Here is a 14,264-nt window from a genome sequence, read left to right on the forward strand (position 1 = left end):
CGCCGGACGTCGCTTCGTCGTACTCGACCGCGGCGCCGACCGCTTCGAACAGCGCTCGCAGCGGCACGAACATCCGGTTGTCGATCATGATCGGGCTCGGCTCGAAGCGCTGCTTCCGCTTTCCGTTGAATCGGCGTAAGGAACTGACCGGGCTTGCGCTGCAACTCCTTCGGCAGGTCGAAGGCGTAGAGCGTGTCCTCGGTCTGCGCGAGCAGCAGGTTGCCGACGATCCGGAACGGGCCGAAATGCTTCGCGCCGGTCTCGAAGCGTAATAAGACTTTCCCGGAACGGACGTCGAAGGCGAGCACGTCGCCGTCCGTCTGGCCGACGAAGAGGCCATCCTCGCGTACGTCGAGCCGAGCGACCGGATTGTCGAGGCCGGAGTAGTCTACGCGGGCGTTGGTGAGCACATCGCGAGAATGGAGGGATCCTCCGGGGTCGGCGAAGAACAGCTTTCCGCCGTAGGGGCCCGCGAAGTCGCCGCGGCCTTCGGCCGCCAGAACGACGTTCGTCGGCTCGGCGTCAAGATGCGTCCGATATACGTTGCCGTCGAACGCCGCGGCGATGACGAGGTCGCCGGCGATGACGGCGCGGCCCGCGCCGCCCGTCAATCGATCGCGTCCCTCGGGGAGAGGGAGGAAGTAGCGGGACCCCATCGCTTCGCCCGTCATCGTCGCCACGACGTCCACTTTCAGTCCGAAGGCTTCGTCGTCGCCTACCGGGTACGTGTCACGCAAATAGACGACATCGCTTCGCACTTGAAGCGGGACGCCCTCGGCCTTCCATAACGTTCGGCCGGTCGCTTTATCGATGCCATAGGTGAAGTCGCGCGTAATCGCCCCGGATTCCGCCGTCGCGAACAGAAGGAGTCCTTTCGTCGCGACGGGCGTCCCATAACCGGAAGCGTCGGCGTTGCGCCACAGCACGTGGCCCGATTTCGCGTCGACGGCGAGCAGGCCTCCGGCGTACTTGACGTATACGGTCCCGTCTTCGACGACGAGTCGGCCGCCGTTCGCGGCGTCGTCGATCTGGGTGCGCCACGTCACGCCTCCGTCCGACGCGGACAATCGCGACAAGGCGCCGGCGGCGCTGAGCGCGTACACGGCGAGATCGTCCCCGGCCGCGACGGAGACGACGTTCGCGTCGACCGTCCAAGCGCGTCGACCGGAGGACGGTTCCGCCGCGACGAGCTTCCCGTTTTGGACGTAATACAGCCGCTTGTCCGTCGCGACGATCCGGTCGCTGTTCCATGCGTCGCCGTCGTTCGGTCGGCCGTACTCGATCGTCCATCGGGGCTTGGCGAGCGGCGCCGCGAAGGCGGACCCGAACGACGACGTCGTTTCCGATGGGGTCCGGTGCGGCTCGTACCACACCTCGGCTCCCGCCTGCGGCGCAGCCAGGCTGATGGAGAGGGCGGTTGCCGCGGGGAGGATCATGTTCCGAAGAAGGGCTGTCATCGAACTACTCACTCCTCTGCGAAGTCGTATTACTCCTCAGACGCATGTCTTCGCCCAAAGGTTTCCACCTAAAAAAAACACAACCGCACGGGAACCGGCCCCATTGTTGCGCCCGGCGCGCACCCATAAGATGAAAGATAGAACGGCCGATAAGGGAGGAGCAGGACATGAACATCGACTTAACGGGAAAGCTTGCGCTCGTGACGGGCTCGAACGCCGGCATCGGACGGGCGATCGCGCTGGCGCTGGCATCCGCGGGCGCCGACGTGGCGGTCACGTATAGGAACGGACGAGAGCAGGGCGAGGAGACGGCAAGGGCTATCCGGGAAAAGGGCGTCCGCAGCGCGGCGTTCCAGCTCGACGCCGGCGACGCGGAACGCGTGGCGCGCTTTCCGACGGAAATCGAGGAGACGTTCGGCCGCTCGGTCGACGTCTTGGTGAACAACGCGGGACATCTTATCGGACGCGTGCCGAGTCTCGAGATGACCGAAGCGCACTACGATAAGGTGATGGACGTCAACTTCAAGAGCTGCGTGCTCATGTGCGCCGCGTTCGGCAAGGGGATGCGGGAGAAGGGCGGCGGCAGCATCATTAACATGACGTCGGTCGCGGCGCATAACGGCGGCGGCGCCGGAGCGGCGGTGTACGCCGGGGCGAAAGCGGCGATGATCGCTTATTCGAAGGGACTGGCGAAGGAGGTCGCGGGCGCGGGCATTCGCGTAAATCTCATTTCGCCTGGCTTTATCGGGCAGACCGCCTTCCACGATACGTTCACGCCGGAGGCGGCGCGCAAGGCGACGGTGCAGGGCATCCCGCTCGGCCGGGAGGGAACGCCGGACGACGTGGCGGGCGCCGCGCTGTTTTTCGCTTCCGATCTATCCTCCTACATCACCGGAGAGACGATCGAAGTGAACGGCGGCATGTTCATGCGATGACGGCGGAGCGACTGCGGGAGAAGGCGCGGTACGGGTGGTTCGACGCCGGGCTGCGGGCGCTGCGGGAAGAGACCGACGCCGCGCTGGAAGCCGGCGCGGACGTGCCGGAGGAGCCCGGGGGCTGGTGGCACCAATACGTCTGTCCCGCGCATGGCGCGGAGCTTCGGTTCGATCCGCGCGAGCGGGAGGCGTTCGCGTTTCGCTGCCCGCACGGCTGTATCCTTGAGGACGAGGCGTACCGCGGCGCGTGGCTCGTCTTTAAGCATCAAGAGCGGGCGCGCACGGCGCTGTCGGCGGCGGCGATCTACGCGGCGACAGGGGAGGCGAAGTACGCGGAGGCCGCGAACGCGATTCTTGAAGCGTACGCGTCGCAATATCCGCGCTATCCGGTTCACCCGGACGCGCAGCCGTGGATGCTGAAGGGACGGGCGTTCCATCAGGCGCTTACGGAGGCGATCTGGGCGACGACGATCTTGAGGGCTTATTTGCTGCTTCGGGACGCAGGGGCGCTGAAGGTCGACGCGTCGGCGGCGGACGCGTTCTTCGCGATGCTGGAGGGCAGCATGGCGGAGTACCGCCGCATCCTGATCGAGGAGCGGGACGAGCCCGCGAACAATTACACGGCTTGGCTGAACGCCTGCCTTGCTTGTTTATTTGCGGCGCGGGACGACCGCGCCGGGATGGAGGCGCTCGTCTCGGCGCGCGGCGGCCTGCGGCACCATCTGGAGATCGGCGTGCTGCCGGATCAGTTGGAATTCGAGGGGAGCCTCTATTACCACGTCTTCGTGCTTCGGGCGTATTGGATCGCCGCCGAGATGGCGGAGCGGCTCGGGTTCGACACGACGGCGTGGACGGGGAGCGGCGGGCAGAGCTTCCGCGGCATGCTGGAAGCGATCGTCGGCCTTGCGGCCCCGAACGGAGAGCTGCCGGCGCTGCATGACGGCCCGTACAGCCGCCCGCCGTACGCCCGAGAGATCGCCGAGGTGTTCGAGCTCGGCTACGCGAGATACGGCGACGCGCGTTATGCGCCGATCTTGCGCGAGGCGTATCGTCGCGCGGACGGCGACGGCGGGGCCGGCTCGCCGGAGCGTCGCGGCCTCGAAGCCGTGCTGTACGGCGAAGGCGAATGGCCTGCAACGGAGCCGCTGAGCGAGCCGTCCCGTCTGTACGCGTCGGCGGGGTTCGCCGCGCTGCGGCATCCCGACAACCCGTTGTCGCTGCTCGCGGATTTCGGACCGCACGGCGGCAGCCACGGACACGACGATAAGCTGAACGTCGTGCTGATGCACCGGAACGGCTTCGTCCTGCCGGAACGCGGCATGGTGCCGTACGGCTCGGAGCTGCGCAAGCGCTGGTTCGCCCGGACGCCGAGCCACAATACCGTCTCGGTCGGCGGCCGGACGCAAGCGGCGCATACCGGCGCCTGCCTGCGGTTCGACGCCGCGGCGCATCGCTCGTACGCATGGTTGCGCAGCGCAGGGGCGTACGCCGGGGCGACGCTGGACCGGCATCTATGGGTCGATCGAGACGTCGCGCTCGATTGGTTCGAGGTTCGTCTCGACCAAGAGGAGACGATCGATTATTGGCTCCATTTCGCGGAGCCGCTGGACACCGCCGGTGGGTGGGCGGCATGCCCGCCCGACGCCGCGCCCGGCGAGGACGAGGCGTACGGGTACGTCGCGACGGCGGCGCGATGGACCGCCGAGGAGCGATTCGCCGCAGCCTCCACGGCGTGCGGCGGGGAGCGGGTGACGGCGTCGCTGCTCGCCGTCCCCGGGGGAGAGCTGTACCGGATCGCGTCGCCCGGTACGTCGGTCGACCCGTCGCGGCCGCTCGACGGACTGCTATACCGCGCGCGAGGGAGACGCGCGACGTTCGTCGCCGCGTTCGCGGCCGGCGGGTCGCCGGTTCGGCTCGCGCGCGGCGACGACGGCGGCGTCCTCGTCGCGTCCGCCGGCGGCGGGGGGGCGGCGATGCGGTTCCGCATGACCGATCAAGGACTTCATAGGGAGTGACCGAGATGCGAAAGACGTTGTTCGAGCCGATCAGCGGCCCGTTGACGGTGCAGTATGCGCCGACCGAGGAGACGGAGCTCCGGGAAAATCCGCCCCGCTTCGTCTGGATGGGCGGTTCGTGGGAAGACGAGCGCTACGCGCTGCAGCTGTCGACGAACGAAAATTTCCAGGATGAGGCGACGGCAACGTTCGGGCCGCTATCCTACAACTTCTTCACCCCCGACCGGGTACTCGCGCCGGGGATGTACTATTGGCGGTACGCGCTCTGGGACGGCGACGGCCCGGCGTCCGACTGGAGCCGAACGCGCCGCTTCGACGTCGCGCCCGGCTTGCCGGAGACGCCGCTGCCGTCCCGCGCCGACCGATACGCCGGGTTGTCCGCGGCGCATCCCCGGCTGTGGCTGGACGCGGCGGGCGTCGAAGCGCTCCGCGCGCGCGTTCGCGCGGACGCGGACGGCTGCGGTTGGACCGCCTTCTACGAGCGGTCGGTACGGCCGTGGGCCGAACGGGAGCCGATTCCCGAGCCCGCGCGATACCCGGACAACAAGCGGGTGGCGTCGCTATGGCGGCGAATGTACATGGATTGCCAAGAGACGCTGTACGCGATCCGACATCTTGCGGTGGCGGGCGTCGTGCTGCAGGACGAGGCGCTGCTCGCGAAGGCTAGAGGGTGGCTGCTGCACGCCGCGTCGTGGGACCCGGACGGGACGACCTCCCGGGACTACAACGACGAAGCGGCGTTCCGCGTCGCGGGGGCGCTCGCGTGGGGATACGACTGGCTGCACGGCGAGTTGACCGACGACGAGCGGCGCCTCGTGCGCGCCTCGCTGCTGCGCCGCACCGAGCAGGTGGCGTTCCACGTGATCGACCGGTCGAAAATCCACCACGTGCCGTACGACTCGCACGCGGTCCGCTCGCTCTCGTCGGTGCTGACGCCCTGCTGCATCGCGATGCTCCACGAGGAGGAGCAAGCGAGGGAGTGGCTCGATTACGCGATCGACTACTTCGCTTGCCTGTATTCGCCTTGGGGCGGCGCGGACGGCGGCTGGGCCGAAGGGCCGATGTATTGGACGACCGGCATGGCGTTCGTGACCGAGGCGATGGGGTTGCTGAAGGCTTACGTCGGCATCGACTTGTACCGGCGCCCCTTCTTCCGCAAGACCGGGGATTTCCCGCTCTATTGCTTCGCACCCGACACGACGCGGGCGAGCTTCGGCGACCAGTCGACGCTGGGCGACCCGCCGAGCTTGAAGACGGGCGCGCTCATGCGGCTGTTCGCCGGCCAGACGGGCCATCCGGCGTATCGGTGGTATTACGATCAGGTGCGCGCGCGCGAATCGCCGGAAGAGGCGGACGCGAAGTTTTACAATTACGGCTGGTGGGATTTCCGCTTCGACGAGCTCGTCTACCGGCACGAATTTCCGGACGACGCGCCGGGATCGCTCGACGGCGTCGAGCCGCTGCGCTGGTTTCGGGACGTCGGCTGGGTCGCCATGCATCACCGGATGGACGATCCCGAGGAGCACGTCGCCTTGCTTGCGAAGAGCAGCCCGTACGGGTCGATCAGCCACAGCCACGGCGATCAGAACGGCTTCCTTCTGCACGCCTACGGCGAGCCGCTCGCGATCGACAGCGGCTACTACGTCGCCTTCGGTTCGACCATGCACCTGAACTGGCGCCGGCAGACGCGGTCGAAGAACGCGCCGCTCGTCGACGGCCGGGGCCAATACGCGGGCCGCGACAAGTCGCTGAACTTGGAAGCGTCGGGCCGCGTCGAGGACGCATGGTTTCGGGACGGCGTCGGCTATGCGCGGATGGACGCGACGGCCGCGTATCGCGTCGAGATTCCGTATGCGAAGCGGGTCGCGAGGGAGCTGTACTTCGTCGGCGGCTCCTACGTCGTCGTCGTCGACCTCGTCGATCTGGAGCAGCCGGGCCGCGTAACCTGGCAGCTGCACGCGCTCCGAGAGCCCGAGCCGAACCGGCAGACGTTCCGCGTCGACGGGGAGAAGGCCGAGCTCGCCGGCAAGTTCGTCTATTGCTCCTCGGGCGAGCTGCGGCTGTCCGCGTTTACCGGCTTCGAGGACGTCGAACCGTCCGAGATCGAAGGCCTCGCGCCGCATGCGAGGCTGCTCGCGGAGACGAAGCGCGCGCCGTCGCACCGGATCGTGACGCTGCTCGTGCCGGCGAAGAAGGGCGAGCCGAAGCTCGTCTCGACGTTCCTGGACGATCAGGATCACGGCGTACATCTATACTTCACCGAGCGCGGCGTCACGAAGCGGATCGAGGTGGCGAAAGCCTACTAACAATGCGGTGAAAATGAGGCAAGGGCCGTCCCGCGACAAGCGGAGACGGCCCTTGACGGTTTATTCTAGAATACTCGGTGTTTCCATCCGGACAGCTTCGCCAGCGCCTCGAGGAAAAAGTAGTCGCCGTAGATGAGCGAAACGTCGACGTTCTGGCCCGCCGGCTTGTTCCCGGTGCCGCCGCGCAGCAGCGCTTCGTCGTCCGGATCGTCCCAGGCCGCGTAGCCGTCCGCGAGCGCGCGGAGCGTCCGGCGAGCGGCGTCGCGGTACGGCTCGCCCTCATTCGGCGGCAGCAGCGCCGCGAGCTCGAGCAGCCCCGACGCCGCGCACGACGCCGCCGACGTATCGCGCGGCTCGCCGTCGCGCGGGACGACGCGGAAGTCCCACAGCGGCACGCCGTCCGCTTCGACCGAGGCGAGGAAGAAGTCGGCGACCCGTCTGGACGCTTCGAGGTAGCGCGCTTCGCCGGTGTAGCGGCCGGCGACCGCGAAGCCGTACAGCGCCCACGCGGCGCCGCGGCTCCAAGCGGAATCCGACGCGAAGCCTTGGCCGCCGATCCAGCCGAGGAAATCGCCCGTCGTCGGGTCGAAGCTCGAAATATGCGCGACGGAGCCGTCCTCCCGGACGAAGCGGCGAAGCACCGTATCCGCGTGGGCGGCGGCGATGTGCCGGTAGCGCGGATCGCCGCTCGTCTCCGACGCCCAGAACAGCAGCGGCAGGTTCATCATCGAATCGATGATAGCCCAGCCCGCGTTGTTCCGGTTCCACGCGGACGGATCGGCGACGTCGTTCCACGCCCGCAGGAAGCCGCCCGCCGCGTTATATCGCCCCGCCAAAACATTCGCCGCGAACAGGCCTCGCCTCCGTCCGTCCTCGTCGCCGGTCAGCCGGTGCTTCAGCACGGCCGTCGGCAAAAACTGAAACCCGACGTCGTGATGGAACCGGTTCGGTTCGAGGAACAGCCGCTCCATCCGTTCGTCGTAGGTCCATGCGGCTTCCCGGTACGCGGCGTCGCCCGTCAAGTCGGCCGCGATCCACAGCATGCCCGGCCAGAAGCCGGACGTCCACCAATCGAGCCGCGCGTCATCGTATATGCCTTCCTTCGCGACATGCGGCGACTTGGCGCCGATGCTTCGCGAGGAGCGCTCCATTTTCCGTAATGTCTTCCCCAACAACCCTTCGATCATGCGTACCCCTCCCGACAGTCGTTTCCTCGAAATTGTAGCACGCCGTCGACCGCCTCCCTATGGGGAAACTTCGGATCGGGTTTTGTTTTTTTATGAAACGTGCGAATTTTTCCGCCATTCGCGGGATCGCCCTTTGTAACGGAGAACGACGCCTGCGGCCGGCCGCAAGCGTCGTTCTTTTTCCGAATGGCGCCTAAGCGCCGATTTCCGTCGTCGTGGGTTTGTCCTTGGGGCGAAGCTTGCCCATGCCGGCGACGCCGAGGCAGAACAAGAAGCATATGCCGAATAAGATCCGCATCCGGAGGTCCATGCTCGCGCTCGCGCCGTCTCCGAGCGAGTCTCCGAGCGTCATAGAGCCTACCAGCAACGTGGCGATTCCGATCCCCGCGATATTGCCCAGATAGCGAACCATGGCCAGGAGGCTTCCGGCGAGACTGATTTTACGATCCGGGGCGTCGCTCATGATTTCGGCGTTGTTCGTCGCATGGAACAGCCCCACGCCGACGCCGAACAAGGCCAGCTGCAGCGCGATCCCGAGGACGGTCACGTTCGGAAGCGCGGCTACGAACAGCATCGACGCCGCGCAGAGCAAGGAACCGGCCGTAATCGGAAACCAAGCGCCGTACCGATCGCGAACCCAGCCGGCGATCGGCGCGGCGACGCCCATCAACAGGGGCTGGACGATCAGCAGAAGACCGACGCTCCAAGGCGATAGGCCTAAGGGGCCCTGGAGATAAAACGCGATCGGGATAAGCGTCGCCGTTTGCGCGAGATTGATAAAAAAGGAGCTTGCGTTGCCGAGCGCGATTTTCCGACGTCCGAATAACTCTCGATCCAAGATCCCGTACGCCATGTTTCGTTGTGCGAACCATAGAACGGCGAAGAGGACCAAACCGGCCGCCCCTTGCAAGAGAATAGGAGTCGTGAAGCCGTTCTCCTTGCCGCCTTCGGCCGCGAACATGAGGAGGCAGGTCCCCGCAGCCAGTAAGAAGGACCCGAAAACGTCGAACGGACTTCGATCCTGCCCCGCCTCCGCGCTCGGAAACCAACGAAGCCCCAAGACGAACGCGCAAAGTCCGATCGGCACATTGATCCAAAACAACCACGGCCAGTCGACGACCTCGAGCATCAAGCCGCCTAGGGCCGGACCGGACATCGTCCCGATCGAGATGACGACGGCGTTCATTCCAAGCGCGCGGCCTCGTTCCCGATCGGGGAACAGCTGGCGCACCATCGCCTGACTGTTGGCCATGATCATCGTCGCTCCGACGCCTTGCAATATCCGAGAAAGCAGGATGCTTGCAAGCCCGTTCGAAAGCGCGATGCAGACGGACCCGACGCTGAAGAGCAGGAAGCCCCAGCTGTAAATTTTCCGGCGATCCCATCGATCGGACAATTTCCCCATGAACGGAAGAAGAGCGACCATCGTCAGCAAATAAGCGGTTGCCACCCATTGAATTTGCGAGAGGGAGACGCCGAATTGTTCCGACATCGTCGGGAGCGTCACGTTGACGATGCCGACGTCGAGCGTCGAAATGAGCGTGCCCATATTCACGATTTGGAGAATGCTCCATCGATTCCGGTGTACCGCGCCGTTCATTCGAAGACCGCCTCTCTTGGTTTGTCCGCAAGCGGGAACGTCACCTGAACTCGCGTTCCCTCGTTCACCTTGCTCTCGATCCGAATTCGTCCTCGGTGCGATTCCACGATCTTATAGCTGACAAGCATGCCGAGTCCGGTTCCCTTGTCCTTCGTCGAATAGAACGGCTCTCCGATCTTATGCAGCCTCTCTTCCGAGATGCCGCAGCCCTCGTCCTCGATCCGTACCGTAACGTCTTCGGCGCTCTTCCGGACGAAGACGCTCGCCTTCCCGCCGTCGGGCATCGATTCGATCGCGTTCTTAAGCAGATTGATGAACACTTGCTTCACTTGATTCGTGTCGCATCGGACGATCGGCGGCGCGTCTGCGAGTCGGCTGGCGATGCGAACGTCGCATAAGGCCGCTTGCGGTTGCAGCAGCGCCAGCACCTCGTCGAGCAGCGCGTTCAGGTCCGCGTCTTTGTAAGAAACCGCTTGGGGCTTGGCCAGCAGCAGCAGCTCGCTGCAGATGAGATCGATGCGGTCGAGCTCCGTCCGCATCACCTCGAGGTAATCGGGCTGCTTATCCGGATGGCGGGGCAGCAGCTGAACGAACCCCTTCAGCGTCGTAAGCGGGTTGCGGATCTCATGACCGATGCCGGCGGCCAATTCTCCCGCAACGGCCAGCTTCTCGGAACGAATCAGCAGCTCTTCCGTTCGTTTCCGCTCCGAGATGTCCCTAAGCACCATGGACCAGCCGTCGACGAGTCCGCCCGCGTCGCGAATCGGCGAGAGGGTCGCGAAGACGTCGAGGCTCCGTCCGGATTTACACCGAACGAGCGATTCCCGTCCGGGGACGTCCAGGCCGTCGCGCAGCCGTCCGACGTCGGCGAGTACCCGACCTCTCAGCTCCTCGGTCATGAACGCGACGGCAGCCGCCGATTGTCCGAGCACGTCCTCCGGCGCCCACCCCGTCTGCCGCACGAACGCGGGATTGACGCGGGCGACGGTGTCGTCCCGGCGGAACAACAGCATCATGTCCGCATGGTTGTCGATGAACGATTCCATCATCTCTTTCGTCGACAGCAGTTCGTCTTCCAGTCGTTTGCGTTCGGTCATCTCCCGGGAGATGTTGACGGAATACAGATCGTTGCCGCTCGGGTCCTTGATCCGCTGGATGACCGTCTCGAACCATAAGTAATACCCGTCGCGGTGACGGATGCGATAGACGAACAGATCCGTATCCTTCGTTCGGTCTTGCCGCTTCAGGTGCGCATAGTCGTCGGGGTGGAGCAATTCGAAAAACTTGGCCCCGACGAGCCGCTCCGGGTCGTATCCGAGCGTTCGATGGACGGCATGGTTTACATAGACGAGATCTCCCTCGTGGGAGATGTAGCTGATAATATCGTTCGTGCAGGCGGAGATCAGTCGGAACAGCTCTTCGGGTCGCTTCTCGTCGCTCGGCACGGCCTTCGCGATCCAAAACGCGCCGACGACGCCTCCCGAATCGTCCGTCATCGGAACGGCGGTCATCTTGACCTCGATGCGCCGACCGTCTTCCGTCAGCAGCTCCGCCGCGAATCGGCCGGACGCGCCTCGGGCGATGGAAGCGAGCTGCAGAGAAAGAACGGGAACGCTCGCTCCGTCGACCATCTCGCGAAGCGATGCCGGGCGCGCGTCCTCCGTTCCATAGCCGGTCAAGCGAACGCAGCTGTCGTTCATATCCAAATAGGCGCCGTTCAAGTCGGTGACGATCACGGCGTCCGGATGGTTTCGAAACAGGGAGTCGAAGGGCGAGCTCCGCAAACTTTCCAACCTCATCACCTCCATGTCGATTCACGGATAGTTCATTCCATGTCGACGCCCGATATCCTTCATCGAAACCCATCGGATTGACGTGTTTCAAAATCAGTTGACAGATTATAGAAGACATTGAAGAAAAAGCGCCGAACCCGGAATTACGGTTCGGCGCTTCTTGCGGTTCTCGGCACGTTCGGATGGAGCCATGGCGGCGAAGGCCGAGCCTCGGACGTCGGCCCGAAGAGCGCGTCCCTCTTCCGGGCGGGGAACGCTTCCAGCTCCGCGAGCATCGCCGCGGCGAGCGGATACGACGACGCTCCCGCGCGCAGCGGCGCGAGCTGGGTGCGCAGCGATCGCGACGCCCGCAGCAACGCCCGTTCCGCGGCCCCGGCGCCGCCGGTCGCGCTTGAAGCAGCCGCGGCGTACAGCGCGTATTTCTGCAGGTGGAATCGGAGGATGGCGCTTAGCGCCGTGAGCGTCTTCGAGGCGAAATACGCGTCGGACGGGCGGAACCCGCCTCGGCGGCGGGTTGCGGCTAACCTACGGGCGACCTGCTCAAGGAAACGGGCGATACCGATTTCCGTCGCTTCGTCGGCGAGGATCAAGCGCTCGAGGCCCATGCCTCATTCCTCGTCCGCCGGCTGCGCCCGCAGCGTTAGCGCGGTTTCCAATTTTCGCAACAGGAACAGCTCTTTAAACATCAAGGTCTCCATGAACCGCGTGACGCTCACGTCGAACCGCAAAATGTCGTCGTTGCTCGGATTCGTCGGGAAATCGAGGTTATTGCCGACGAATGCCTGTATTTCCTCGGCCTTGGCGTTCATAAGATGGGCGAGCGCCATCTCCTCCAACGCGATCGATTCGAGCAGGTCGATCAGCGTCTCGTTCAGGTTCGGTCGGTTCGTTCCCTCCGGGATTTCCGGCATGCTCACGGCGGTTCCCTTCTTTCCGGCGCGCGTTTTTTCTCTCATCATATGATTCGATCCGGAAAGTATGTCGCGGCGCCCGAGGTTACATGAAGTCGAAGAAATAACGAATCGCATGGAAAAAAATCGGCGACGTATACGTCAGACTGTCGACGCGGTTCAGGTAACTGTTCTTTCCTTCCTCCGGCTTCGGATCGTCCCCGATGAGCAAGTCGCGTTTCAGCACGGATATCGTCAGCGCCCCGAAAAATCCGCTCACGCTGATCAGAACGCCAGCCCATACGCCGAAGGCCGGATCGAACGGAGTCAGATGCGGATACAGCCAATAGGACGCCGCGGTCGTGGCGAGCAGCGCGAAGACGAAACCCTCCCATGTCATATTCGGGTTCGCCGTCGGAACGATCTTGCGCTTGCCGAAATAGATGGAGACTAACGAATGGACAACGTCGTTCACCTGCGTTAAGACGACCAGGAACAACACGAGCTCGGCGCCGTATTCCGGCGTGGCGATCTGGTAATACGCCAGATGGCTTAGGCCGAACACCATCAGCATCAGCCCCCATTGCGTCGAGCTGACGGAACGGAGGAAGCCGACGGTGCCTTTGGTAAGGAGGCGGGGAAGCGGCAAAAATAAGAAAACGTAAATCGGGATGAAGACGATGAACATGCCGTACCAGCCCGTATATATCCAATAGAACTGTATCGGGATCGACAAATACGCCCAGAGGAAGATGCGGCGGTCCGCCTTCCGGGTCTTGATCATCGAGAAATACTCCTTCAAGGAGAAGAACGTCAGCACCATGAGGGAGAGCAGGGAGACGGCCGGATTGAACAGCGTCGCCAGACTGAAGATGAAGAACATCCCCCACCATGTGCCGATTCGCGCCGAGATCGCGTCGAAATCCTTATCCGGCTGTTTCTTCCGAACGATATAGAAGGCAATTGTAATGAAGACCAAGCTTGCGAAAATGACGCCGAGCGTCCATAACGCGCTGACCATGTGCGAACACCAACCTATGTACATTATAGTAGGAATCGAAATCGGGATGCGGCATAATACATGTAGATATATGAAGCAGCAAGGGAGATTCGCCATGGATTCCGATCGTTCGGTTTATATCCTGCTTACGAATACCGGCACATTGTTTACGAAATCCATACAGAGTTATACGAAAGCGCCTTATAACCATGCCTCGATTTCGTTCGACCGCGAGCTGACGGAGCTGTACAGCTTCGGGAGGAAAAACCCGAACAACCCGCTGAACGGCGGCTTCGTGAAGGAAGACATCAAGACGGGGACCTACAGCAAATATCCCAATACGACCTGCGTCATTTACGAGCTGAAGGCGACTCCGCGGGAAGTCGACAAGATGAAGCGCGTTCTTCGTATCTTTATCCGAAGCCGTCAGAAATATCTGTATAATCTGCTGGGCGTCTTCGGCATCGTGCTGAACGAGCCGGTGGAGTTCAGCAATTCTTATTTTTGTTCGCAATTCGTCGCCGAAATCCTGCAACGGTCCGGGATACGGCTGTGGAACAAGCTGCCCGCCTTGGTGACGCCGGACGACTTTAGGAAGAGCGACCGATTGCGATTGATTTATGAGGGAAAGCTAAGCGAGTACGTTCCTTAACCTCGCCCTGGCGTTGGTCGGAATTTCCATTGTACAACATCGCGGCAGGATGGTATATTGTTAATCCGCCGCGACGAGCGGCCGGCCGTTCCGACGGCGAACGACAAGATGACGAATGAATTGGAAAACATTGTCGCTTGCAATCGAATGACCGAATGTGGTACATTAGTCTTCCGGCCGTGAAAGCGAGTCGGACAAGCAGTACCGAGTAAGACAAGCTTGCTCCTTGAAAACTGAACATGAGTCGGAGTTTTTTCGCAGGCGAGGCACTCGCCGATGAAAAAAATCTCCAAAGCATATGCTTAAAGTAAGAAATGCTAGCTTGTAATGAGCGCAGTCGTTTGAACTACCCTTTTTGGAGAGTTTGATACTGGCTCAGGACGAACGCTGGCGGCGTGCCTAATACATGCAAGTCGAGCGGAGTTGTTC

At 63.3% G+C, this 14,264-nt stretch carries 11 protein-coding genes, 1 rRNA gene and 1 pseudogene; 5 read left to right on the forward strand and 8 right to left on the reverse strand.

Annotated features, from left to right (window positions below; all coding sequences use genetic code 11):
• Positions 1-340, reverse strand: a 340-nt coding sequence (locus tag RIN49_RS28880) for a stalk domain-containing protein (RefSeq protein ID WP_375295279.1), incomplete at its 3' end; no start/stop codon positions are given.
• Positions 341-566: 226 nt separating this feature from the next.
• Positions 567-1,457 (reverse strand): annotated as a pseudogene (locus tag RIN49_RS28885) (outer membrane protein assembly factor BamB family protein); the annotation flags it as partial.
• A gap of 167 nt (positions 1,458-1,624) precedes the next feature.
• On the opposite strand from RIN49_RS28885, the gene RIN49_RS23865 reads away from it, so the two are divergent.
• From RIN49_RS23865 to RIN49_RS23875, 3 genes are read left to right on the forward strand one after another with little or no spacing between them, the layout of a single operon-like run.
• The gene (locus RIN49_RS23865) at positions 1,625-2,392 is read left to right on the forward strand and encodes an SDR family NAD(P)-dependent oxidoreductase (protein ID WP_309122656.1); all 768 of its coding nucleotides are present in this window, start codon (positions 1,625-1,627) and stop codon (positions 2,390-2,392) included.
• The gene (locus RIN49_RS23870) at positions 2,389-4,407 is read left to right on the forward strand and encodes a heparinase II/III domain-containing protein (RefSeq protein ID WP_309122657.1); all 2,019 of its coding nucleotides are present in this window, start codon (positions 2,389-2,391) and stop codon (positions 4,405-4,407) included. The genes RIN49_RS23865 and RIN49_RS23870 overlap by 4 nt, the downstream gene beginning before the upstream one ends.
• A gap of 5 nt (positions 4,408-4,412) precedes the next feature.
• Positions 4,413-6,713 carry a DUF4962 domain-containing protein gene (locus RIN49_RS23875; protein WP_309122658.1) on the forward strand — a complete coding sequence of 767 codons (2,301 nt, stop codon included), beginning with the start codon at positions 4,413-4,415 and terminating at the stop codon, positions 6,711-6,713.
• 65 nt (positions 6,714-6,778) lie between these two features.
• Here RIN49_RS23875 and RIN49_RS23880 read toward each other — a convergent pair whose 3' ends face one another.
• The 6 genes from RIN49_RS23880 to RIN49_RS23905 all read right to left on the reverse strand — a co-directional run bounded on the left by RIN49_RS23880 (position 6,779) and on the right by RIN49_RS23905 (position 13,204).
• Positions 6,779-7,900 carry a glycoside hydrolase family 88 protein gene (locus RIN49_RS23880; protein WP_309122659.1) on the reverse strand — a complete coding sequence of 374 codons (1,122 nt, stop codon included), beginning with the start codon at positions 7,898-7,900 and terminating at the stop codon, positions 6,779-6,781.
• Between the two features lie 193 nt (positions 7,901-8,093).
• Complete coding sequence (locus tag RIN49_RS23885; RefSeq protein ID WP_309122660.1) at positions 8,094-9,500, reverse strand: MFS transporter; 1,407 nt, start codon at positions 9,498-9,500, stop codon at positions 8,094-8,096.
• Entirely contained in the window at positions 9,497-11,293 is a 1,797-nt protein-coding gene (locus tag RIN49_RS23890; RefSeq protein WP_309122661.1) for a PAS domain S-box protein, read from the reverse strand. Before RIN49_RS23890 ends, RIN49_RS23885 begins: the two co-directional genes overlap by 4 nt.
• Positions 11,294-11,436: 143 nt before the next feature.
• Positions 11,437-11,898, reverse strand: a complete 462-nt coding sequence (locus RIN49_RS23895; protein ID WP_309122662.1) for a hypothetical protein — start codon at positions 11,896-11,898, stop codon at positions 11,437-11,439.
• Between the two features lie 3 nt (positions 11,899-11,901).
• Entirely contained in the window at positions 11,902-12,204 is a 303-nt protein-coding gene (locus tag RIN49_RS23900; RefSeq protein WP_309122666.1) for an alpha-helical endospore appendage domain-containing protein, read from the reverse strand.
• 85 nt (positions 12,205-12,289) lie between these two features.
• Positions 12,290-13,204 carry a phosphatidate cytidylyltransferase gene (locus RIN49_RS23905; RefSeq protein ID WP_309122663.1) on the reverse strand — a complete coding sequence of 305 codons (915 nt, stop codon included), beginning with the start codon at positions 13,202-13,204 and terminating at the stop codon, positions 12,290-12,292.
• Between the two features lie 94 nt (positions 13,205-13,298).
• Between RIN49_RS23905 and RIN49_RS23910 the strand changes: the two genes are divergently transcribed.
• On the forward strand, positions 13,299-13,835 hold the full coding sequence (locus RIN49_RS23910) for a hypothetical protein (RefSeq protein WP_309122664.1): 537 nt from the start codon (positions 13,299-13,301) through the stop codon (positions 13,833-13,835).
• Positions 13,836-14,187: 352 nt separating this feature from the next.
• Positions 14,188-14,264: ribosomal RNA gene (locus RIN49_RS23915) — 16S ribosomal RNA — on the forward strand; the annotation flags it as partial.

It is taken from the genome of Paenibacillus sp., from assembly GCF_031177825.1.
Classification (GTDB): domain Bacteria; phylum Bacillota; class Bacilli; order Paenibacillales; family YIM-B00363; genus Paenibacillus_AE.